This is a genomic window from Rhodopseudomonas palustris (genome assembly GCF_003226555.1).
GTDB classification, from domain to species: domain Bacteria; phylum Pseudomonadota; class Alphaproteobacteria; order Rhizobiales; family Xanthobacteraceae; genus Rhodopseudomonas; species Rhodopseudomonas palustris_I.
This window is the reverse complement of sequence record NZ_QKQS01000038.1, coordinates 47,428-68,490: the sequence shown is the minus strand read 5'-3', so window position 1 is coordinate 68,490 and position 21,063 is coordinate 47,428. Positions and strand designations below refer to the sequence as shown.

At 63.5% G+C, this 21,063-nt stretch carries 26 protein-coding genes; 18 read left to right on the top strand and 8 right to left on the bottom strand.

All coding sequences use genetic code 11. From position 1 onward, the window contains the following. The first annotated feature begins 57 nt into the window (after nt 1-57). The 7 genes from DNX69_RS24205 to DNX69_RS24175 all read left to right on the top strand — a co-directional run bounded on the left by DNX69_RS24205 (nt 58) and on the right by DNX69_RS24175 (nt 2,981). Nucleotides 58-294 carry an antitoxin gene (locus DNX69_RS24205; protein WP_234827067.1) on the top strand — a complete coding sequence of 79 codons (237 nt, stop codon included), beginning with the start codon at nt 58-60 and terminating at the stop codon, nt 292-294. After that, nucleotides 291-692 carry a type II toxin-antitoxin system VapC family toxin gene (locus DNX69_RS24200; RefSeq protein WP_110788561.1) on the top strand — a complete coding sequence of 134 codons (402 nt, stop codon included), beginning with the start codon at nt 291-293 and terminating at the stop codon, nt 690-692. The genes DNX69_RS24205 and DNX69_RS24200 overlap by 4 nt, the downstream gene beginning before the upstream one ends. Nucleotides 693-807: 115 nt before the next feature. After that, complete coding sequence (locus DNX69_RS24195) at nt 808-1,209, top strand: DUF2147 domain-containing protein (RefSeq protein ID WP_110788560.1); 402 nt, start codon at nt 808-810, stop codon at nt 1,207-1,209. Nucleotides 1,210-1,284: 75 nt separating this feature from the next. Continuing rightward, nucleotides 1,285-1,557 carry a type II toxin-antitoxin system ParD family antitoxin gene (locus tag DNX69_RS24190; protein WP_110788559.1) on the top strand — a complete coding sequence of 91 codons (273 nt, stop codon included), beginning with the start codon at nt 1,285-1,287 and terminating at the stop codon, nt 1,555-1,557. Between the two features lie 3 nt (nt 1,558-1,560). Then, nucleotides 1,561-1,914 (top strand): type II toxin-antitoxin system RelE/ParE family toxin, encoded by a 354-nt coding sequence (locus tag DNX69_RS24185; protein WP_110788558.1) that lies wholly within the window; start codon nt 1,561-1,563, stop codon nt 1,912-1,914. Nucleotides 1,915-1,977: 63 nt separating this feature from the next. Next, on the top strand, nt 1,978-2,460 hold the full coding sequence (gene greA / locus DNX69_RS24180; RefSeq protein WP_110788557.1) for a transcription elongation factor GreA: 483 nt from the start codon (nt 1,978-1,980) through the stop codon (nt 2,458-2,460). A gap of 59 nt (nt 2,461-2,519) precedes the next feature. Continuing rightward, nucleotides 2,520-2,981 (top strand): hypothetical protein, encoded by a 462-nt coding sequence (locus DNX69_RS24175; protein ID WP_110788556.1) that lies wholly within the window; start codon nt 2,520-2,522, stop codon nt 2,979-2,981. A 127-nt stretch (nt 2,982-3,108) separates the two neighbouring features. On the opposite strand, the gene DNX69_RS24170 is transcribed toward DNX69_RS24175, so the two are convergent. Further along, nucleotides 3,109-3,348, bottom strand: a complete 240-nt coding sequence (locus DNX69_RS24170; RefSeq protein WP_110788555.1) for a hypothetical protein — start codon at nt 3,346-3,348, stop codon at nt 3,109-3,111. 462 nt (nt 3,349-3,810) lie between these two features. Here DNX69_RS24170 and DNX69_RS24165 point away from each other — a divergent pair, with 462 nt between their 5' ends. The 4 genes from DNX69_RS24165 to DNX69_RS24150 all read left to right on the top strand — a co-directional run bounded on the left by DNX69_RS24165 (nt 3,811) and on the right by DNX69_RS24150 (nt 7,782). Then, nucleotides 3,811-4,629 (top strand): isocitrate lyase/PEP mutase family protein, encoded by an 819-nt coding sequence (locus tag DNX69_RS24165; RefSeq protein WP_110788554.1) that lies wholly within the window; start codon nt 3,811-3,813, stop codon nt 4,627-4,629. Nucleotides 4,630-4,693: 64 nt separating this feature from the next. After that, the gene (locus DNX69_RS24160; RefSeq protein WP_425327325.1) at nt 4,694-5,113 is read left to right on the top strand and encodes a type II toxin-antitoxin system RelE/ParE family toxin; all 420 of its coding nucleotides are present in this window, start codon (nt 4,694-4,696) and stop codon (nt 5,111-5,113) included. After that, nucleotides 5,094-5,444: a helix-turn-helix domain-containing protein gene (locus DNX69_RS24155; protein WP_110788552.1), complete on the top strand. Its 351-nt coding sequence runs from the start codon at nt 5,094-5,096 to the stop codon at nt 5,442-5,444. Before DNX69_RS24160 ends, DNX69_RS24155 begins: the two co-directional genes overlap by 20 nt. 109 nt (nt 5,445-5,553) lie before the next feature. Next, the gene (locus tag DNX69_RS24150; protein ID WP_110788551.1) at nt 5,554-7,782 is read left to right on the top strand and encodes a KAP family P-loop NTPase fold protein; all 2,229 of its coding nucleotides are present in this window, start codon (nt 5,554-5,556) and stop codon (nt 7,780-7,782) included. Nucleotides 7,783-8,016: 234 nt separating this feature from the next. Here the strand turns inward: DNX69_RS24150 and DNX69_RS24145 are convergent, their stop codons facing one another. Next, nucleotides 8,017-8,691 carry a hypothetical protein gene (locus DNX69_RS24145; RefSeq protein WP_110788764.1) on the bottom strand — a complete coding sequence of 225 codons (675 nt, stop codon included), beginning with the start codon at nt 8,689-8,691 and terminating at the stop codon, nt 8,017-8,019. Nucleotides 8,692-9,201: 510 nt separating this feature from the next. Beyond that, the gene (locus DNX69_RS24140) at nt 9,202-9,525 is read right to left on the bottom strand and encodes a DUF1476 domain-containing protein (protein ID WP_110788550.1); all 324 of its coding nucleotides are present in this window, start codon (nt 9,523-9,525) and stop codon (nt 9,202-9,204) included. Between the two features lie 296 nt (nt 9,526-9,821). On the opposite strand from DNX69_RS24140, the gene purC reads away from it, so the two are divergent. The 4 genes from purC (at nt 9,822) to purQ (ending at nt 11,991) form a co-directional block, all read left to right on the top strand. After that, a complete protein-coding gene (gene purC, locus DNX69_RS24135; protein WP_181902418.1) occupies nt 9,822-10,589 on the top strand; it encodes a phosphoribosylaminoimidazolesuccinocarboxamide synthase in 768 nt (255 codons plus the stop codon). A gap of 169 nt (nt 10,590-10,758) precedes the next feature. Further along, a complete protein-coding gene (purS, locus tag DNX69_RS24130; RefSeq protein WP_110788549.1) occupies nt 10,759-11,004 on the top strand; it encodes a phosphoribosylformylglycinamidine synthase subunit PurS in 246 nt (81 codons plus the stop codon). A 34-nt stretch (nt 11,005-11,038) separates the two neighbouring features. Beyond that, the gene (locus DNX69_RS24125; RefSeq protein WP_110788548.1) at nt 11,039-11,278 is read left to right on the top strand and encodes a hypothetical protein; all 240 of its coding nucleotides are present in this window, start codon (nt 11,039-11,041) and stop codon (nt 11,276-11,278) included. Between the two features lie 11 nt (nt 11,279-11,289). Beyond that, nucleotides 11,290-11,991: a phosphoribosylformylglycinamidine synthase subunit PurQ gene (gene purQ, locus DNX69_RS24120; RefSeq protein ID WP_110788547.1), complete on the top strand. Its 702-nt coding sequence runs from the start codon at nt 11,290-11,292 to the stop codon at nt 11,989-11,991. Between the two features lie 196 nt (nt 11,992-12,187). On the opposite strand, the gene purB is transcribed toward purQ, so the two are convergent. Continuing rightward, the gene (gene purB / locus DNX69_RS24115; protein WP_110788546.1) at nt 12,188-13,495 is read right to left on the bottom strand and encodes an adenylosuccinate lyase; all 1,308 of its coding nucleotides are present in this window, start codon (nt 13,493-13,495) and stop codon (nt 12,188-12,190) included. A gap of 942 nt (nt 13,496-14,437) precedes the next feature. Between purB and DNX69_RS24110 the strand changes: the two genes are divergently transcribed. Continuing rightward, nucleotides 14,438-15,076: a hypothetical protein gene (locus DNX69_RS24110; protein WP_110788545.1), complete on the top strand. Its 639-nt coding sequence runs from the start codon at nt 14,438-14,440 to the stop codon at nt 15,074-15,076. Here DNX69_RS24110 and rpe read toward each other — a convergent pair. Further along, complete coding sequence (rpe, locus tag DNX69_RS24105) at nt 15,073-15,771, bottom strand: ribulose-phosphate 3-epimerase (protein ID WP_110788544.1); 699 nt, start codon at nt 15,769-15,771, stop codon at nt 15,073-15,075. The two genes, DNX69_RS24110 and rpe, sit on opposite strands and share 4 nt — an antisense overlap. A 267-nt stretch (nt 15,772-16,038) precedes the next feature. Here rpe and DNX69_RS24100 point away from each other — a divergent pair, with 267 nt between their 5' ends. Continuing rightward, the gene (locus tag DNX69_RS24100) at nt 16,039-16,812 is read left to right on the top strand and encodes an EF-hand domain-containing protein (RefSeq protein WP_110788543.1); all 774 of its coding nucleotides are present in this window, start codon (nt 16,039-16,041) and stop codon (nt 16,810-16,812) included. On the opposite strand, the gene DNX69_RS24095 is transcribed toward DNX69_RS24100, so the two are convergent. After that, nucleotides 16,802-17,800 carry a P1 family peptidase gene (locus DNX69_RS24095; protein WP_110788542.1) on the bottom strand — a complete coding sequence of 333 codons (999 nt, stop codon included), beginning with the start codon at nt 17,798-17,800 and terminating at the stop codon, nt 16,802-16,804. The two genes, DNX69_RS24100 and DNX69_RS24095, sit on opposite strands and share 11 nt — an antisense overlap. Nucleotides 17,801-17,946: 146 nt before the next feature. Here DNX69_RS24095 and DNX69_RS24090 point away from each other — a divergent pair, with 146 nt between their 5' ends. Continuing rightward, the gene (locus DNX69_RS24090; RefSeq protein ID WP_110788541.1) at nt 17,947-18,681 is read left to right on the top strand and encodes a cytochrome c biogenesis CcdA family protein; all 735 of its coding nucleotides are present in this window, start codon (nt 17,947-17,949) and stop codon (nt 18,679-18,681) included. A gap of 228 nt (nt 18,682-18,909) precedes the next feature. Here DNX69_RS24090 and DNX69_RS24085 read toward each other — a convergent pair whose 3' ends face one another. Further along, entirely contained in the window at nt 18,910-20,016 is a 1,107-nt protein-coding gene (locus tag DNX69_RS24085) for a branched-chain amino acid ABC transporter substrate-binding protein (RefSeq protein WP_110788540.1), read from the bottom strand. Between the two features lie 176 nt (nt 20,017-20,192). Then, entirely contained in the window at nt 20,193-20,933 is a 741-nt protein-coding gene (locus DNX69_RS24080) for an ABC transporter ATP-binding protein (RefSeq protein ID WP_110788539.1), read from the bottom strand. Between the last annotated feature and the right edge of the window lie 130 nt (nt 20,934-21,063).

The window sequence follows — 21,063 nt, the reverse complement described above, 5'->3', positions numbered from 1 at the left end:
TTGCGGGGGCATCGCGTGAGGCATATGTTTTTGGCATATGCCAAGAGGAGGCTGCCCGTGACCGATCGGCGCCACGTCCGCCTGTTCCGTAACGGTCGCAATCAGGCCGTTCGCATTCCGGTGGAATTCGAGATGCCCGGTGATGAAGCGATCATGCATCGCGAGGGCGATCGCCTGGTGATCGAGCCGATCCGCAAACGCGGACTGATCGCTTTGCTGAAATCGATGACGCCGCTCGACGAGCCGTTCCCGGTCATCGATGATCCCGCGCCGGCGCCGGAGAAGGTGCTGTGACGCGCTACCTGCTCGATACCAACATCCTCTCCGATCTGATCCGCAATCCGCACGGCGCTGCTGTTCGCCGCATCGCCGAGGTCGGTGAACGGAACGTCTGCACGAGTATCATCGTCGCCGCCGAACTCCGCTACGGCTGCGCCAAGAGCGGGTCGGTCAGATTGACCAAGGCCGTCGCCGATCTGCTCGAGGAAATCGACGTGCTGCCGTTCGAGCCGCCTGCCGACGAAGCCTATGGGGCGATCCGCTGTTCTCTCGAAGCGGCCGGCACGCCGATCGGCAGCAACGACCTGCTGATCGCAGCTCATGCCAAGTCGGTCGGTGCGACTATCGTCACCGCGAACACGCAGGAGTTTGGCCGCGTGCAGGGCTTGGCAGTCGAGAACTGGCTGGCGTGATCTTTCCGGCAAGCGAGTTGTTTGCGTTCGGCAGGCCCCGTTGACTTGCGACGCGGCGCACGTTCAGCTCTTACCAAGCGGCGGCTCGCCGCAGCACAAGCAATCGGGAGGGGACATGATGACGACATCGACCATGCGCCGGGCGGGATGGCTCGCCGGACTCGGCCTGCTGGCCGCGATCGCAGCGACCACAGCCGCGCGGGCCGACGACGTCGTCGGCACCTGGCTGCGCGATACCGGCGCCTCCAAGGTCAAGTTCGCGCCGTGCGGCGGCGCGGTCTGCGGCACGCTGGTGTGGATCAAGCCGGGCGTCGAGACCCCCGCCAAGGTCGGCCAGAAGGTGTTCTTCGACATGAAGCCCACCGGGCCGAACGCCTGGGCCGGCAGCGCCTTCAATCCGGAGGATGGCAAGACCTACACCGGCAAGATGAGCCTGTCCGGCGCCACCCTGACCACCCAGGGCTGCGCGATGGGCGGCCTGATCTGCAAATCCTCGACCTGGACGCGGGCGAACTGAGGCGGCAACGCATAGCGGGGCCGGTTGGCGAAATTTGCCGATCGGGTTAGTCTCGATGGCTCAAGGAGTTCCACCATGCCGACCCGTCACGTCAATCTCACCGACGAGCAGGACGCGTTCGTGGAGGATATCGTCCGCGCCGGCAAGTACCAGGATGCCAGCGAGGCGATCCGTGATGCCGTGCGTGGTTTGCAGCATCGCCTGAGGTCCGACGAATTGCGGCTCGAACTGCTGCGCACGCAGCTCAAAGCCGGACTCGACGCATTGGATCGCGGCGAATTCACCGAGGTGGAAGATGCTGACCTCGACGCCGCGCTGGACGACCTTGCCGCGTCCGATCCGCGGTGATCCGTGGCACGCTATCGGCTCTCACCGGCGGCGAGGGCGGATATCGCCGCGGTGCTGCGCAACAGCGAGACGCTGCACGGCGTCGATGCGCGCGTCCGTTATCGCGCTCTCCTCTCCGCAGCCCTGCGGCGCATTGCAGCGGATCCGAAGGGGCGCTCGACGGTCGATCACGGCGAACTATTCGCAGGTGTCCGGAGTTTTCACATCCGGCATAGTCGGAATGACAGCTTGGAGCCCCCGGTCGGCCGGCCGGTCCATGTGATCTTCTATCGAGTATTCGAGCCAGGCCTGATCGAGATCGTCCGCGTCCTGCACGACCGGATGGAACCGGGACGGCACGTAGAGGTCGAGAGCTGAAATCCGAAACTGGCCGATGGCTGATGTAGCGGTGCCGTTTTGGTGCCGAGATGGAGTTATGAAGTGAGCGTCGCTTTTACCAAGGAAGACAGTGCCGAGACCGCCTCGGAGACCGTGCTGCCGGATCGCCCGATCTCGCCGCATCCGAACCTCGTCACCGCCGCCGGGCTGGCCGCGCTCGAGGGTCTGCTTGCGGAAGCGAAGGCCGCGCTCGAAGCCGCAGCTGCGATCGAGGACGTCAACGAACGCCGCCGCGCCGAAGCGATCCCGCTCCGCGACGCCCGTTACTACGCGGCGCGCGTTCGCACCGCGCAGATGATGCCCGATCCGCCGTCCGCCGACGAGGTCGCGTTCGGCTCCACCGTCACCTTCCGCCGCGCCGACGGCCGCGTCCAAACCTACCGCATTGTCGGCGAAGACGAAGCCGACCCCAAGCAGGGCACGATCTCGTTCGCCTCGCCGGTGGCGCGGCTGCTGATAGGCAAGAGCGTCGGCGACGTGGTGGGGAAGGGCGCGCAGGAGTTGGAGGTGGTGGGGATCGGATGAGATGCTTTATAGTGCTGGAGATAGTTGTGCTTAATATCGATGCGAGCATCGATTGACTGATGGCGACGCGAGATCAACTTTATGCAAAGTTCGGAATAACTGCAGAGGCAGCTCAATTGTTCGAAGTTGAGCTGGGTACGCTGATTCTGTGTGCTAAGGGCCTGAAGAACGGTTGGCACGTTTTTCCGGATGCTGAGGCCGCCCAATCGGCGCTCGATCAAATAGACCGAAGCACGTTAGGTAATCTGTTTAGCTCTCTGAAGGCCTGCGTTGAAATCAACGAAGATATAAGTGATCGCTTTGTATCTGCTGTGCGGGCGCGCAATCGATTGAACCATGGATTCTTTGAAAGGAATCACCTCAAGATCCAGACTGACGAAGGTCGTGATGCGATGATCGCGGATCTTGAGAATTTGCACGATGAGCTCTTCAATGCTTGGCAGATTGCGAGCACGATGACCACATGCGCTATGCAGGCGCTCGAAGAGGCCTGCGCCAATGAGTTTTCAAAGCCTGCTTAGCAAGCCCGTAGGGCGTAATAGCGAAGCGTATTGCGCAGCTTGAGCTATGGGATGATGCTGCTCTGTCCTGCTAGCTGATCGTCAGCAAAATAGCCTTGCGTCTCAAAATCGCCGAAGGGTTCGAGCGTCACGGCCTGGATTCGCGCAGATAGCGCGCTTGCAAGCGCAACAATTCGCGTCGGCTCAGATGTCCCGCGCGCTGCAGGGACATCAACGTCTGCTCGATATCGTCCAAAACGACATCGTCACCCGCCAGCCGGCTGATGTGCCGCGCGAGGACATCGGATTCCGTCGCGGTAAGCTCAACCCGGTGCCGCCGCGCCAGATCCGCGATCAAGTCGGCAGCAGCATTGCGGTGGCCGGACATCGGATTTTCTCCCTCCTTCTTATATCACCTAAACGGCTGAAAACCCAAAAGATCCCCTTTGGAATGGAGTCGGCGGGGCGAGCAGAGGCTTGGCTGTTTGGCGCGTGAATGACCGACAGTTTCGTCCGAGGCGCGTTCACTCCGCTTCAGCGCCAGCGCGCTGTCCCCCGGTCTCTCTCGTTAACGTTTATCGCCCTCGGCCCGGTCGTGCTGCGTTTGCGCATGTCCATCTCTTGTGTGCGCAAGCTCGCCTACGCGCGAGATGCAGTGCGCAGCTTCCTGCCCGGCCCGATTCGCTGTGATTCGTCACCGCTTTGTTCCGGCTGCGTTCGGAACGTTAAGGCGTGGGATGGCGGCTGTCGCAGGGTGGGACACCTCGGCTGTCATGGGCGGCTTCGACGCTGCGACCGGCCCCGTGCTAGCGTCCCGCCAACACCAGCCAACATCACAGGGAGATCGCCGATGATCAGCACCGCCGCCAAGCGGGCCACGTTTCGCAAGCTGCACGAGTCCGGCTGCTTCGTGCTGCCGAATCCGTGGGATGTCGGCTCGGCGCGGGCGCTGGCGTCGCTTGGATTTCAGGCGCTGGCCTCGACCAGTGCCGGCTTTGCGTGGTCGGCGGGGCGGGCGGACAATCAGGTGAGCTGCGACGACGTGCTGGCGCATCTGACCACGCTGTGCGCGGCGGTGGATCTGCCGATTAATGCCGATTTCGAGAACGGCTTTGCCGACAGCCCCGACGGCGTCGCCGCCAATGTCACGCGCGCGATCGCCACCGGCACTGCCGGGCTGTCGATCGAGAATACGACCACCGATCCGGCGCAGCCGTTTTACGACGACGCGCTCGCCGCCGAGCGGATCAAGGCGGCGCGGGCGACGATTGACGCGTCGGGTAAGGACGTCGTGTTGGTGGCGCGCTGCGAGGGTTTCTTCAAGGGCGAGCGCGATCTCGCCAAGACCACCGCGCGGCTGGTGGCGTTCGCCGAGGCCGGCGCCGATTGCCTGTACGCGCCGGGCGTCACCACCGAGGTCGAGATCATCACGCTGGTGAAGGCGGTGGCGCCGAAGCCGCTCAACGTGCTGATCGCGCAGCCGAGCATGACGGTGCCGATGCTCGCCGACCTCGGCGTCCGCCGCATCAGCGTCGGCGGCTCGCTGGCGCGCTGCGCCTGGGCCGGCTTCCTCGGCGCCGCGCGCGAGATCGCCGAGCAGGGCACGTTCACGGCATTCGCCGGAGCGACCAAGGGCGCGGAACTGAACGGGCTGTTTGCGGGGAAGTAATAACTCTGCCTCGAAACCTTGCCGGTCCTCACTCTGTATGATAAGAACAAAATGAGAACATTTGTTGTCGTTGTTCGCATCCCAAAACTGGGATATTGTCATGCGACCGAAACTTGTGAGTGGGGAAAAGCCGCTCCGCTGGGTGGGGTCATCGAAAGACGACCTTTGCGCCTTTCCGTTGCCGGTGCAGCGCGAGATCGGCAATGCGCTGGGGCTGGCCCAGTTCGGCGGTAAGCATCCGCGCGCCAAGCCCTGGAAGGGTGAGGGGCCGGGCGTGTTCGAAATGGTCGATGATTTCGACGGTGACACCTATCGGGCGGTCTATACGGTGCGCTTCCGGCACGCGGTCTACGTGCTGCACGCATTCCAGAAGAAGTCGCCGCGCGGGATCCGAACCGCACGCGGCGATATCGAACTCATTGCGCGGCGGCTTAAGTTCGCACGACAAGACGACGAGGCTCATGATGGCGAGAATGATCACTAACAAAGACACGGCAGCCGAGATCACTCGCGGCAGCGGCAATGTGTTTGCGGACCTGGGCATGCCCGACGCAGAGGAGAGGCAGACCAAGCTCAGGCTCGCCCATGCTTTGAACGCGTTGATCGACCGCGCTCGCCTGAGCCAAGCCGCCGCCGCCGTGCGGCTCGGGATCAACCAGCCCAAGGTCTCGGCCTTGCGAAACTACAAACTGGAAGGCTTTTCGGTCGAGCGGCTGATGACGCTGCTCACCGCGCTCGATCAGGATATCGAAATCGTCATCCGCAAAAAGCCACGCTCGCGCGCGGCGGCGCGGATCAGCGTAGTGGCGGCGTAGTCGAGGAGGAAATCGGCCACGGTATAGGGCGGTTGACCGTATGCACTACACGTCAATGCAAACGCCTTTTTGATTGCGGCCTGGCAAAATACACCCGGTAAGAGATATCGTGCTGTTGGGCGTGAGACGCCGATTTGACGGTGAAGAAATTGGTGACGCTTTGAAGGACATCGAAGGCCCCCGCAACGATAAGCCTATTACCGAACCAACCGACGACAGGTTTGGAATTGATCCTTTCGCCAAAGCACTCGCTGCCAGCATCCGTAAAATGCGTGCTCCTGAGGGGACTGTTATTGCGTTGAATGGGCCATGGGGCTCAGGCAAGAGCAGCGCCGTCAACCTAATACTGCACCATCTAACGGATGCCATCGAGAACGATGAGATTGCGGTGGTTAATTTCGCGTGCTGGTGGTTTCGGGGGGAGGAGGCGTTGGCGCTCGCCTTTTTTCGCGAGCTTTATGCTGGTCTTGGTCCGTCACTAGGTGACCAGTTCAGAAAGGTGCTTCCAAAAATCGGCGCGCGGCTCTTGCGCGCGGGTTCTGTCGTTAGCGCTGGAGCTGACCTCGCTGGGGCGCGAGGCATTGGCTCCGTTGCTGCGGGGACCATGTCATGGTTTTCCGATCTGATCCATGCGGAAGATACGGTCGAAAAACTTCACGCTGACCTGACGAAGGTTCTCGGAGAACAGAAGAAGCGATTTCTTATCGTGATCGATGACATCGATCGGCTTTCGCCCGATGAGGCGCTATTGATCTTTCGCCTCGTAAAGTCGATTGGCCGTCTGCCAAACGTTATTTACTTACTTGTGTTCGATCGCTACCTCGCTGAGGCGATCGTGTCTGAGCGCTATCCCTCGGAGGGGCCCCACTATCTCGAGAAAATGATTCAAGCAGGCTTCGATATTCCGGAGCCGCGCCAAGTCGATCTGAATCACGAACTGCTTCGCCAAGTTGAAGCTATCTGCGGTTCACCGACCGAGGATTCCTTGGTTCGTTTCATGAATGTCTTCTACGACGTGATCGCACCCGAAATTCGGACCCCCCGCGATTTGACACGCCTCACAAACGCGCTCTCGGTCACGTGGCCTGGAGTGGGCAGTGAGGTTGATGTGGCTGACTTTATCGGGGTAGAGACCCTTCGGCTTTTCAGGCCCGGACTTTACCGTGCAGTTCGCGGCAACAAAGAAAGACTATGTGGCACAGGCGACAGATATGGGCGTTCCGGTCGTGATCAAAAGGCCGAGATCGATGCGCTGATGCTTGGCTCTGTTGATGCCAAGGAGCATGAGCGGCTTCGTCGTGCGCTTATGCGCTTGTTTCCGCGTCTTGAGTCTGTCTGGAGCAACATGAATTACGGAGGGGATTCTGCTAGTCAATGGGCGCGGCAGCGTTTTGTTTGCTCCAGTGAGCATTTTGAATCTTACTTCCGTTTCTCGATTGGTGATGACGTTCTGCCACGTCGTGAGATCGACGCCTTGATTGCGAGGGCCTCGGACAGCGAATTCATAAAGCAAAAGCTGCGCGAGGCGCTCACCGTTACCCGCAAAGATGGGAAAACCAAAGCCATGCTCATCCTTGATGAGCTTAATCGATATGCTGCAAACGTCTCTGATGAAGATGTTGAGCCTCTTCTCGCAGCGATATTCGAGCTTGGCGATGATCTCGATGTTGAATCAGATAAGGCTGGCGCTTTTCGTATAGGTGACAATCAGCTTCGTATACATTGGCTGCTTCGCCGACTAACGCTTGATCGCTTTGATTTGGCTACACGCTCTGCACTTTTTATGGCAGCGATTAAGAGAGCGGCTTTAGGCTGGCTTGTGCATTTCTCGCAATCTTCATATCAGGACTACCACCCCCGGGAAGGGAAGAGTCCTGAGCCCGAAGAGAACTGCCTTACCACTGAATTAGACGCCGAGGCGCTTCGGCACCTATCACTTGGGCGCCTGCGCTCTGCAAGCCAATGCGGCGAACTAGTCAATTCAAACCCGCTTGCGTATCTGATGTTTGCATGGCGAGAGCTAGCCAATGACGATGGGGCGGAGGTAAAAGCGTGGACCGTTTCTAAAATGAACGATGACGCCGCTATCGCCTTGTTCGCCAAGGCATTCACATCGTATTCTTGGAGCCAAGGGCTCGGCATGGCGGGTCTCGGAGACAGGGTAGCTAAGCGGACTACGCGTGCAGGCATTGATTCAATCGACAAAATTCTTGACAAAGATGCATTCCGGGCTCGAGTCGAAGAAGTGGCGGCGAAGAATGAGCAGGAAGAAGCAGGCAGGGTCGTCCGCGAATTTTTAGCCGCGTGGAAACGTCGCGATGAGAATCCTCGAGACTAGACCCAAGCCTCCACTTATGCCCTTCGAACTTGCCATTGGAGCCGCGCAGCCATCGGTCATGCGCGGCGATGTCGCTGCGAACTGCTTGATGGATTCGGCCAGTGTCGCATAGCGGATGAAAGTAATTAGGCCGGCGCTGGCGCTGTGATTGCGGCCGCCTCCCCGCAAGGGGGGAGGGTGAAGCCTGTGGCGACTGCAAACTGTCGCGGGCGAATGTACAGCCCATTGCCCCGCTTACTTCCTCCTCCTCGGCCCCCGCCGCACCACCTCTCGTACCGGCGGCGTGTAGGCGTCGTCCAGCAGCGCCATGGCTTCGGCGGGGATGCAGGTGGTGAAGACGCCGGCGTGGCGCATGTCGGTGAGCGCTTTGCGGATCGCGGGCTCGCGGTCGAGCCAATCCTCTTCGGTGCGGGGCGCCGGGCCGGGTTTGCCGGGGCGGCCGCGACCTTTGTAGGTGAGCCGCGCCATTTTCAGCACCTCCATGGCCTCGATCAGCCGGTTGAGATCGACCGATGGTGCTCGCCACAGCTCGTCGGCGTAGCGTTCGGCGAGCTGCTGCAGTTTGCTGCTGAGCATCCGCAGCTTCAGCCGGCGGCCGGCGCGCTCGGTCGGCACGGTGTCGCTGGGGCGCGGCGCCAATGGGTGACGCGTCCAGTTGAACTCCCGCGTCCAACGTCCGACGGTGCCGGCGCTGACGCCGGTCTTCGCCTCGATCTCCTTGTAGGTGTGCGACGTCTGCTCGATCAGACGGCGCACCTGCGCGACCTTGGCATTGGTATGCAGCCGCTTACAGCCCTTCGGGCGGCCGCCCGGGACCGGCGGCGGGCCGTCGTCCAGTGTGGCCAGCACCGGTCGGTCGATCGAGGAGTTGCTCATGCGGATCAGGGAGGAAAACAAGGGGGAGCGCATGCGGGCCTCCGGCAAAAGCATAGCGTCATCAATAAATAAGAATATATACCTAGATTTGGTGTCCCGGCAAGTCCCGCCTCGCAGCGGGCTCGGTCGGGTGAGTGCAGTCGGGTCGGGATGGACACGGCGGGAGCCGAAGCCGCGCCATCTCTTGAAGATCCGACCTCCGCCGCCTCCAGGTCGTTGCGACCATCGGCATTAACTCTTGCGCCCCGTTTCACCGCCGGCGGCGAGGAATCGGCTTCCAGCCTTGGTGGGGGCCTGCGTGTGGAGGCACGACGGACAGCGCTCGGCTCGCGGGGGACGGCCGATTCGCAGCGATTCGTCGCTGCTTTGTTCCGTCTGCGTGCCGAGTGTTAACGCCGCAAGGGTGGGCTGTCGCAGAGCGGGACACTCTCGGGCTGTGGTCCGCCTCGGCAGCGCGCGGCGGAAACACGAATGCCCGGGACTGGCCCGGGCATTCGGCAGATCAGGTCAGGGAGCTGGCCGCTGTAGCGGCCGGCGGGGACCTCAGGTCCCGGACTTCACGTCTTGCACCGCCTGGGCATAGAACTCGGCCATCTTGGCGCGCAATTCGGTCTCCGGCAGGGTGATGCCCTTGTCGGTGAGGTCCTTGGTGACCTTGCGCACGACGTCGTCGTCGCCGGCCTCTTCCAGGTCGGCGATCACCACGTCCTTGGCATAGGCGGCGGCTGCGTCGCCGGACAGGCCGAGCTTTTCGGCGATCCAGAGGCCGAGCAGCTTGTCGCGGCGCGCTTCGGCCTTGAACTTCTGCTCTTCGTCGAGCGCGAACTTCCTCTCGAAGCCTTCCTCGCGCTTGTCGAACGTGGTCATGTCTGTGTTCCGATCTTGAGCCGGCAGAAGGGCCGGTTTGCGGTGGGCGGGTTCGATGCCTAGATATCCAGAGCCGCCCGTTAAGACAACTGCCACAATGGCGCACAGCGAGGGGTAAAACTCCGGGCCTCCCGGCCGGATCGATTGTATCGAGGGGGCCAATCAGCTAGGTTGCAGCGAGGCTGGGTTCTCGTTCTGTTTCCTATTCCCGGCCTGTTCGGCAGCTCCGCCGTGGGCCGCTTTCGTCAGACGGAGCCCACCACCCGATGGATTTCAACAAAACACGGTACATCCCCATGAGCCGGCGACGTCGCATTTACGAAGGCAAGGCCAAGGTGCTGTATGAAGGTCCGGAACCCGGAACGCTGATTCAGCACTTCAAGGACGACGCCACCGCGTTCAATGCCAAGAAGCACCAGGTGATCGAGGGCAAGGGCGTCCTCAACAACCGGATCTCCGAGTACCTGTTTCAGCACCTCAACGACATCGGGGTGCCGACCCATTTCATCCGCCGCCTCAACATGCGCGAGCAGCTGATCCGCGAAGTCGAGATCGTGCCGCTCGAGGTGGTGGTGCGCAACGTCGCCGCCGGCAGCCTGTCGCAGCGGCTCGGGATCGAGGAGGGCACCCAGCTGCCGCGCTCGATCATCGAGTTCTATTACAAGAACGATCAGCTCAACGACCCGATGGTCTCGGAAGAGCACATCACCGCGTTCGGCTGGGCCACGCCGCAGGAGATCGACGACATCATGGCGCTGGCGATCCGCGTCAATGATTTCCTCACCGGCCTGTTCCTCGGCATCGGCATCCGCCTGGTCGATTTCAAGATGGAATGCGGCCGGCTGTTCGAGGCCGAGATGATGCGCATCATCGTCGCCGACGAGATCTCGCCGGACAGCTGCCGGCTGTGGGATATCAAGTCGAACGAGAAGCTCGACAAGGACCGCTTCCGCCGCGACCTCGGCGGCCTCCTGGAGGCCTACACCGAAGTCGCGAAAAGGCTCGGCATCCTGATGGAAAACGAGCGCCCGATCGGCTCCGGCCCGGTGCTGGTGAAGGGCTGACGACGCGCGGTCATTCGCAACGTCATTCCGGGGCGCGCGTAGCGCGAACCCGGAATCCAGAACTTACAGAACGATCGAGATTCCGGGTTCGCGAGCTGCGCTCGCGCCCCGGAATGACCGGCAGGGCGAGGCTTGCGCCCGGCATGACGAGGGGATCATCGAGGCGACCATGAAGGCACGGGTAACTGTTACCTTGAAGAACGGCATCCTGGATCCGCAGGGCAAGGCGATCGAGGGTGCGCTGAAGTCGCTCGGCGTCGCCGGTATCGCCAGCGTGCGCCAGGGCAAGGTGTTCGACATCGAGCTCGACGGCGCCGCCGACACCGCCAAGGCCGAAGCTGCCCTCAAGGACGCCGCCGACAAGTTGCTGGCGAACACCGTGATCGAGAATTATGCTATCGAGGTGAAGGGTTAGTTTCTGCGTCTCGCGTGGAGCGGAGGGCAGTGCAATGGCTGAAATCAGTCCCGAGCTGATTTACGAAGTGCTGAAGTCGGTGCAGGCGCGCCTCGCGCAAGTCGACGGCAAGGTCGACGAGCTGAAGCAGGACATGCAGGCGTTGCGCCACTCGCACAACGGCCTCCGCCACGAGATCGTCGGCATTCATACCGAACTCGGCAGCATCCACGCCACGCTGGTGCGCCACGAACAGCGGCTCGACCGCATCGAACGTCGTCTCGAACTGAACTAAGTATCGACCTCATGAAATCCGCCGTCCTCGTCTTCCCCGGCATCAATCGCGAGCGCGACATGGCGCGCGCGTTGAAACTCGTCTCCGGCAACGATGCCGCCATGGTGTGGCACGCCGAGACCGAGCTGCCGAAGGGCACCGACCTCGTCGTCGTTCCCGGCGGCTTCTCCTATGGCGATTACTTGCGCTGCGGCGCGATCGCGGCGCGGGCGCCGGTGATGGACGCGGTGCGCAAGTTCGCGGCCGATGGCGGCCTGGTGCTCGGCGTCTGCAACGGCTTTCAGATCCTGTGCGAATCCGGCCTGCTGCCGGGCGTGCTGATGCGCAATGCGCGGCTGAAGTTCATCTGCCGCGACGTGCATCTGCGCGTCGAGCGCAACGACACCCCGTTCACCAGCGGCTACACCGCCGGCCAGGTGATCAAGGTGCCGGTGGCGCACGGCGAGGGCAATTACGAAGCCGACGAAGACACCGTGAAGCGGCTCGAAGGCGACGGCCGGGTGCTGTACCGCTACTGCTCGCCGGAAGGCGAGATCGGCGAGAGCTCAAACATCAACGGCGCCGCCGCTTCGATCGCCGGCATCGTCTCCGAGCGCGGCAATGTGCTCGGCATGATGCCGCATCCGGAAAACCACGTCGAAGACATTATGGGCTGCACCGACGGCCGCGGCCTGTTCGCCGGCCTCGCTCAGCATTTCGCCAAGGCGGCGTGAGCGGCGAGGCCTCGTCGGTGGTCTAACGCCGAAGACAGCGCGTCATCCTTCGAGGCTCGCTGCGCTCGCGCCTCAGGATGACGTTCCCTACGTGTCGGCCGCAGCGGCGAAGCTCGTACGTCTGCTGCAGCCACAAAAAAGCCCCCGCAAACCGGGGGCTTTTCGTTGGGCTCCGTGCCGCTGTCGACAGCTCGCCTCAGCTCTCGCCGAACACCCGCTTGAAGATGGTGTCGACGTGCTTGTGGTGATAGCCGAGGTCGAACTGCTCTTCGATTTCGGCGTCGGTCATGTACTTCTTCATGTCCGGATCCTGCTTCAGCAGCGTCAGGAAGTCGCCTTCGCCGCGCCACACCGGCATCGCGTTGCGCTGGACGAGTTTGTAGCTCTCTTCGCGCGAGCAGCCCTTCTGGGTCAGCGCGGTGAGCAGCCGCTGCGAATGCACCAGGCCGCCGAGGCGGTCGAGGTTCTTGGTCATGTTCTCCGGATACACCACCAGCTTCTCGATCACGCCGGCCAAACGATTCAGCGCGAAGTCGAGCGTGACGGTGGAGTCCGGTGCGATCATGCGCTCGGCCGAAGAGTGCGAGATGTCGCGCTCGTGCCACAGCACCACGTTCTCCATCGCCGGCATCACATAGGCGCGCACCATGCGGGCGAGACCGGTGAGGTTCTCGGTCAGCACCGGGTTGCGCTTGTGCGGCATCGAGGACGAGCCCTTCTGGCCTTGCGAGAAATACTCCTCGGCCTCGAGCACTTCGGTGCGCTGCAGGTGGCGGATCTCGGTGGCGAGCCGCTCCATCGACGAGGCGATCACGCCGAGCACCGCGAAGAACATCGCGTGGCGGTCGCGCGGGATCACCTGGGTCGACACCGGCTCCACCGCGAGGCCCATCGCTTTGGCGACGTGCTCTTCGACCCGCGGGTCGATATGCGCAAACGTGCCGACCGAGCCGGAAATTGCGCAGGTCGCGACTTCTTTGCGGGCGGCGATGAGGCGTTCCTTGGCGCGCGAGAATTCGGCGTAGGCGTAGGCCATCTTCAGGCCGAACGTCACCGGCTCGGCGTGGATGCCGTGCGAGCGGCCGATGGCGGGGGTCATCTTGTGCTCGAAGGCGCGGGCCTTCAGCGCCGCCAGCACGCGGTCGAGGTCGGCCAGCAGAATGTCGGCGGCGCGGGTGAGCTGGACGTTGAAGCAGGTGTCGAGCACGTCCGACGAGGTCATGCCCTGGTGCACGAACCGCGACATCGGCCCGACGAACTCGGCCAGATGGGTCAGGAAGGCGATGACGTCGTGCTTGACCTCGCGCTCGATCTCGTCGATCCGCGCCACGTCGAACGCGGCGTCCTTGCCGCCCTTCCAGATCGCCTCGGCGGCCTCCTTCGGGATCACCCCGAGCGCAGCCTGCGCATCGGAGGCGTGGGCCTCGATCTCGAACCAGATCTTGAAACGGGTCAGCGGCTCCCAAATGGCAGCCATTTCCGGACGGGTATAACGCGGGATCATCGCAAACTCGTGAGTTTTGGGGATTACGCCGCGCTTTAGCAGATCGGCGGGGCAGGGGCTAGGCAGGCGGGCTGGCCCGTAGCCCGTAGCCTCGATGAAGCGAAGCGAAATCGGAGGTCTGCCGCGACCGCGGCCGACCTCCGGTGCCTGGCGTCGCCGCTCCCCGGGATCACGCTGCGCTCCATCCGGGGTACAGATCTTGACAATATTCCTATTATGATTATAATCCGCGCTGTCCTGTCCGTGAGGGGCGCTTCGCGAGGCGTCGTCAAGCGGGACAGATCACCGGCCGGGAGGCTGGCCGGTGACGGCCTGGCGAAGCCGCGCGACGCGGTAACGTCCGGCCGGATGCGGCGTCCTGCGCGATGTGCTTCGCACGCATCTCGTCCGGGAGGCCGAGGGCCACCGTCCGCCGCTACTACGAGCGGCCGCCGCTTCAAGAGGCTGGACGGGTCGGGTCGAGGCCGGGGAAAGCCCGCAAGCTCGCCCGGTCCCGGAAGCACGGTCCTTCGGCCCAAAAATCGCCGCTGGTGGGCGCGCCGTGAGGCGACGCGAGGGATCGCAAGCCCTCGCGACAAGCACCACCCGTTGCGCCAACCGGCGCGCCCCCACCCCTCGCTGTGATAGCGACGGGTGCAGAGCTCGGGCTCAATAGAGCCGCGAGAGGGAAGAGGCGTGGCTGTTTGACATCGCGATCAGCATGGACGTAGCCCGGATGAGCGCAGCGACATCCGGGAAGCAGCCTCAGCCCCGCATATCGCTTCGCTTATGCGGGCTACACGCCGCTGTTGCGCGCCGGTAGCCAGACAAGCGTAGCGACAATCGGAAAGCTGCGTCAGCTCCTCATAACGCTTCGCTCATGCGGGCTTCTTGCTAGGATCGTTAGGAGAGATGACACGCCGGTCATCGAACTTCACTTCTAGCGAGGCCCGGGCTTGAAGCATGAGCCGTTCGGCAAAGATCCTGAAGCTGGTCCAGCCTGCGCTGCCAGGTGCCGTGCTCTGTCGCGACGTTTTGGTGCTCGCGCCGACGGGCTACCTGCTGCGCGGGTTCTTTCTGAACGCGACGTCGCAAAAGCATCACATGGATCTTTGGAAGGTGGTGATGCCGCTGCACCGCCCGTTCGATACTCTCGTGCTGACCTACGGTACTATCATCGCCGGGCCTGATGACCACCGCGTCAAGGTCGATGATGTCGAGCGAGCGGCCGAAGTGGTGAAGCAGTGCCTTCGCCATGAAGTTCAGGCGTTGCGAGATCTCGAAGGACCACCGCAGTTCTTACAGCGTATCAGTCGGATGAGCGACAGCGAGTTCGAGCTGGTGCAACTCGACTTCGCGCTGACGCATTTTCTGATCGGGAACGTCTCAGAGGCGAGGCGGATCCTGCGCTCGCAGATGGAGCGCCCAGAGATCTATCCAACCCATAGGCAAGTCACCCGGTGGGCCTTCGATGCGTTGGAAGCCGGCCCGGAGGCGCTGCAGAGTCTCATCGATGGCTGGCGAGACGACAACATTGCGCGGTTCGGCCTCGAACCAACGAGCCGCAGGCCGTCAGGTGTGCGGCTCGTTGGACCAACTTAAACCACTTCCCCCCGCGCACTCATCGCCGCATTCCTGATCCCCGCGATATTCGCCTTGTACGCTTCCAGCGTCCCGCCCTTGAACACGGCAGAGCCCGCCACGAGCGCATTGGCGCCGGCGGCTGCGAGTTCACCGGCGACCTTGTCGGAGACGCCGCCGTCGACCTCGATGTCGATCGGGCGGTCGCCGATCATGGCGCGGATCTGGCGGATCTTCTGGACCGCGCTCGGGATGAAGGCCTGGCCGCCGAAGCCGGGGTTGACCGACATCACCAGCACCAGGTCGATGTCGTCGAGCACGTATTCGATCGCGCTCGGATGCGTGCCGGGATTGAGCGAGACGCCGGCCTTCTTGCCGAGGCCGCGGATCGCCTGCAGCGAGCGGTGCAGATGCGGGCCGGCTTCGGCGTGCACGGTGATGTGGTCGCAACCGGCCTTGGCGAAGGCTTCGAGATACGGATCGCACGGCGCGATCATCAGATGGGCGTCGAAGATCTTCTTGGTGTGCGGCCGCATCGCCTTGATCACGTCCGGGCCGTAGGAAATGTTCGGCACGAAATGGCCGTCCATCACGTCGAGATGGATCCAGTCGCAGCCGGCGGTATCGACCGCGCGGACCTCTTCGCCGAGCTTGGAAAAGTCCGAGGCGAGGATCGAGGGCGCGATGGCGAGCGGACGGTGCGCGAAGGAGGACATCAGGGCTTCCAGTTGCGTGTGAGCGGATCAGCTTCGCTACCACGCCGCGCCGGTTCCTCGCAAATCGAGAACGCAAGGTCGGTCGGGCGCGCCCGGCAGGTTGTGCCGGAGGAGGCAGAAATTGCCGTCCGGGCGGCGCTGCCGCAAGGCGAAAAGCCCAGCATTTCCGGTCGTTTCGAGGCTGGCACGGGGATTGCTCAATCACATCCGGAATGATCCGTGCGTAGTTGCCGGCCGCGGCTCGCGGTGGAATGCGGAGTTTCAGTCATGCTGCCTGCTCTTGGCGCGCTCGGCGCGCTGTCCGGACTGCTCAACACGCTGAGTGCGGCGACGTCGAAATCGTCGGCGAAGACCACCGGCTTCACCAATCCGTTCGAGACATCGAGCAGCAGCGCGAGCACCTCGTCGTTCCCGAGCCTGCCGACCGGCGGCAGCGGCGCGTTACCGTCGAGCGGGCTGTCGCAGGAGACGATGCAGGCGCTGCTCGATGCGCAGAGCCAGCAATCGGTCAGCAACCCCAACTCGACCGCCTCGAAGACGCGAGACGCCGCGCTGAAGGATCTGTTCAATCAGATCGACGCAGATGGCGACGGCGCGATCACCAAGGGCGAGTTCGAAGACGCGCTCGGCGCCGGCGGCACCAACCTCGCCAATGCCGACAAGGTGTTCGGCAAGCTCGACAGCGACGGCGACGGCAAGGTCACCGCCAAGGAGCTCGCCAGCGCGCTGATGCCGCGCAAAAAGAACGATCACGACCATGACGAGGCGAGCAAGGCCGGCCGCGGTAACGGTGGCGGATCGGGCGATCAGCTGCTGCAGGCGCTGTCCGGTTCATCCTCGACCAGCGCCACCAACTCCGACGGCAGCGTGACCACCTCGGTCACTTATGCCGACGGCAGCAAGGTGTCGATGACCTCGGCGGCGACCAGCTCGTCGTCCAGCAGCGCCACGTCGTCCTATAATTTCGTCGAGCAGTTGATCCAGCGCCAGGCCGCGCAGATCCAGGCCGCCTCGGCGTCGTCGCTGTCGGTCAGCGCCTGAACCGATCGCGCCACGCCGGTTGCGCGCCCTTGAACGGCAGGGCAGTGGCTTCATAGACGCCGCGCGCGATCGCCCGCGCCACCGCATTGGCCGCGATGGTGCCGAGCTCGGTCAGGCCGGCGAGCGGCTCGACCGGTTTGACGCCGGTGGCCGCGGCGAACACCACGTCGCCGTCGAGCGGCGCATGCACCGGATAGATCGCGCGGGCAAACCCGGTCTGCGCCAGCATTGCCAGCCGCTTGACCTGGGTCTTGGTGAGCGCGGCATCGGTCACCACCGCGACCAGCGTGGTGTTCTCGATCGCGCTCGCTGCTGCCGCGCCTTTCAGCCGCACCTTCAGCATGTCGGGCGTGAAGCTGCTCGGCATCCCGAGCCCGCCGAATTCGTCGCCCTGTTCGAACGGCGCCGACCAGAACCACGGGCCGTCGCCGATCGTGGCGCTGCCGATCGCGTTGACCACCGCGATGGCGCCGACGGTGACGCCGCTCGGCGTCGTCGCGGAGGCCGAGCCCAGTCCGCCTTTCAGCGTCGCGGTGGTGGCGCCGAGGCCGGCGCCGACGCTGCCGAGCGCGAAGCTGTCGCCGGCCGCTTCTGCCGCCGCGTAGCCGAGGTCACGATACGGCGAGAACCGGCCCCAGGCCTTGTCGCCGCCGTTGATCATGTCGAACACCACCGCACCCGGCACGATCGGGATGGTCGCATCGCCGATCGCGAAGCCGCGGCCACGCTCGGCCAGCCAGGCCTGCACGCCGCCGCCGGAATCGAGGCCGAAAGCCGAGCCGCCGGACAGCGTGAATCCGTCGACCTGCTCGACGGTGTTGACCGGTTCCAGCAGCACGCCATCGCGAATCCCCGGGCCGCCGCCGCGCACGTCGATCGAGGCGACCGCCGGCTTGTCGAACAGGATGGCGGTGACGCCGGAGGCGAGCTTGGTGTCGTGTGCATGGCCGACGCGGACGCCGGCGACATCGGTGATCAAGTTGAGCAAGATCGATCCGTCCGGAAAACTGACTGAAGGGGGAACAGTTTCGGCATAAACAATTGGTCGAAGCAATCCCTCCGGCGCGATCACAAGGCGCGGAACGATGACGCAGCGGCTTGCATGGGTGCGAAGCGGGGGGCATGTAGCCGGCCATGATCCACGACGTCTCGATCCCCGCCGCCCTGATCGCCGGCCTGGTCAGTTTCCTGTCGCCTTGCGTGCTGCCGCTGGTGCCGCCGTATCTGATCTATCTGACCGGTGCGACGATCGAGCAGGTCGCCGCCGACGAAGCCGAGCGCAATTCGAAGCGTGCGGTGATGATCTCCGCGGCGATGTTCGTGCTCGGCTTTTCCACCGTGTTCGTCGCGCTCGGCGCCAGCGCCAGCCTGGTCGGCGCCCTGATCCGAGCCTATTCGGCGCAGCTGGCGATTCTCGCCGGCATCGTGATCATCCTGATGGGGCTGCACTTCCTCGGCCTGACGCGGATCAACATGCTGATGCGCGAAGGCCGCCTGCCGATTCCGAAGCCGGTCGGGCTGTGGGGCGCCTATGTGATGGGGCTGGCGTTCGCGTTCGGCTGGACGCCGTGCATCGGTCCGATCCTCGCCGCGATCCTGTCGGTCGCCGCCGCCGAAGCCACGGTCGCGAAAGGCGCCGGCCTGCTGGCGGTGTATTCGCTCGGCCTCGGCGTCCCGTTCCTGCTCGCTGCGCTGATGGTCGAACAATTCTCCGGCCTGTTCGCCCGGATGAAGAAACACCTCGCCACCGTCGAACGGGTGATGGGCGTGCTGATGGTCCTCACCGGCATCGGCTTCCTCACCGGCGCCATCAGCGACGTCTCGATCTGGCTGCTGAACACGTTCCCGGCGCTGGGGAATATCGGGTGAGGGCACAGCCGCGGAACTGATGCGGCGCAGCTCATCAGCGAAGGCGTATCCCATTCACAATCGTCATCCTCCGCGAATGCGGAGGATCCAGTATCCCAGAGTGTTCATTGCTCTACATGAGTAGCAGCACTCTGGAATACTGGGCCGCCCGGTCGAGCCGGGCGGTGACGGTTTGTGGATGGAACGAGCGCGCGCGCCGCGGAAGCCGCAGCGCGACGATCGGTCGGCTCAGTTGCTGATCTCCGCGTAGTTGCCCTTGGCGTCCCATTTGTAGACGACGTAGTCGATCGCCTTGATGTCGCCCTTGGCGTCGAACGCCATCTTGCCGAGCACGGTGTCCCACTCGCCGGCCTTGATGGTGTCGATCACCTTCTTCGGGTCGGTCGACTTCGCCTTCTCGACCGCCTGCGACCACACCTGGAACGCCGCGTAGGTGTACAGCGTGTAGCCTTCCGGATCGATGCCCTTGCCCTTGAAGGTCTCGACGATCTGCTTGGCGGTCGGCTTGTTGCGCGGATCGGGGCCGAAGGTGAACAGCGTGCCTTCGGCGAGCGGGCCGGTGATCGAGGCGAATTCCTTGTCGTTCATCGCGTCCCCGGCCATCATCACGGTGCTGAGGCCCTGGTCGCGCATCTGGCGCAGAATCAGGCCGGCCTCGCGATGATAACCGCCGATATACACCAGATCGATGCCGTCGCGCTTCAGCCGCGATACGATCGAGTTGAAATCGTTGTCGCCCTTGTTGTAGGACTCGAACATCTTCTCCTGGAAGCCGGCCTTGTTCAGCGCCTTCTTGGTCTCGTCGGCCAGCCCCTTGCCGTAGGTGGTCTTGTCGTTGAGAATGGCGACGTTCTTGCCCTTGAAGTTCTTCAGGATGTACTCGGCGGCGACCAGGCCCTGCTGATCGTCGCGGCCGCAGACGCGCAGCACATTCCACAGCTTGCGCTCGGTGAACAGCGGGTTGGTCGAGGCCGGGGTGATCTGCAGCACGTTGCCGTCCGCATAGGCTTCCGACGCCGGGATCGACGACGAGGAGCAGAAGTGCCCGGCGACGAACGGGATGCCGTCGCCGGCGATCTTCTCGGCGACCGAGCGAGCCTGCTTCGGATCGCAGGCGTCGTCTTCGACGTCGAGCACCAGCTTCTTGCCGAGCAGCCCGCCCTTGGCGTTGAGGTCGATCACCGCCTGTTCGGCGCCATTCTTGAGCTGTCGTCCGAACGCGGATTCGCCGCCGGTCATCGGGCCGGCGACAGAGACCTTGATGTCCTGCGCCAGCGCCGTGGTCGAGAGCGCCAGCGAGGCGCCGAATGCCAAACCGAGGAGTTTCAGTTTCATCGATGAATCCTTGCGATGGATTTGCAAACGAATAGCCGCGCTCCAGCCCGCCCGAAGCGCCTAACCGGCCGGCATTGTTGGCTGATTTTCGCGACAAGTCATCGACAAAATACGTCGCGGGCGGCACCCGGTTGCCGCATTGTGCCGCAGGGCTCGCGCTGTCGGGGGGAATTACCTCAGACCTTGCGACCGCCTTCGAGGTAAGCCGCCCGCACCTCGGGCTGCGCCAGCAATTCGGCGCCGGAACCGCTCATGGTGATCAGCCCGTTGACCAGAACGTAGCCGCGGTGCGCCAGCTTCAGCGCGTGGTTGGCGTTCTGCTCGACGATCAGCACGGTGAGGCCGTCCTGTCTGTTCAGCGTGCGGATCGCTTCGAAGATCTGCCGGGTGATCAGCGGCGCGAGGCCGAGCGACGGCTCGTCGAGCAACAGCAGGCGCGGCCGGCTCATCAGCGCGCGGCCGATCGCCAGCATCTGCTGTTCGCCGCCGGAAAGCGTGCCGCCGCGCTGGCCGAACCGCTCGCGCAGCCGCGGAAACAGGGTCAGCACCCGCTCCAACGTGGCGGCGCGTTCCTCGTTGCTGCCGGTGCCGGCGTCCGCGCCCATCTGCAAATTCTCGGCGACGCTCATCCGCGGGAAGATGCGGCGGCCCTCCGGCGATTGCGCGATGCTCATCCGCGCGATCAGGTGGGTCGGCATCGTGGTGATGTCGACGCCGTCGAACACGATGCGGCCGGCCTTTGCGCGCGGCTTGCCGAAGATCGACATCATCAGCGTCGATTTGCCGGCGCCGTTGGCCCCGATCAGGGCCACGATCTCGCCCGGCTGAATCGAAAGATCGACGCCCTTCAGCGCCTCGATCTTGCCGTAGGCGGCGCGGAGGCCTTCGATACGGAGCAGGGGAGCGGTGGAGGTCATGATGCGACCTCGCCGAACACCCTGCGACCCCGCTTGTCATTGCGAGGAGCGCAGCGACGAAGCAATCCAGGAGCCCAGTGCACGGAGTCCCTGGATTGCTTTGCTTCGCTCGCGATGACGATCGTGGATG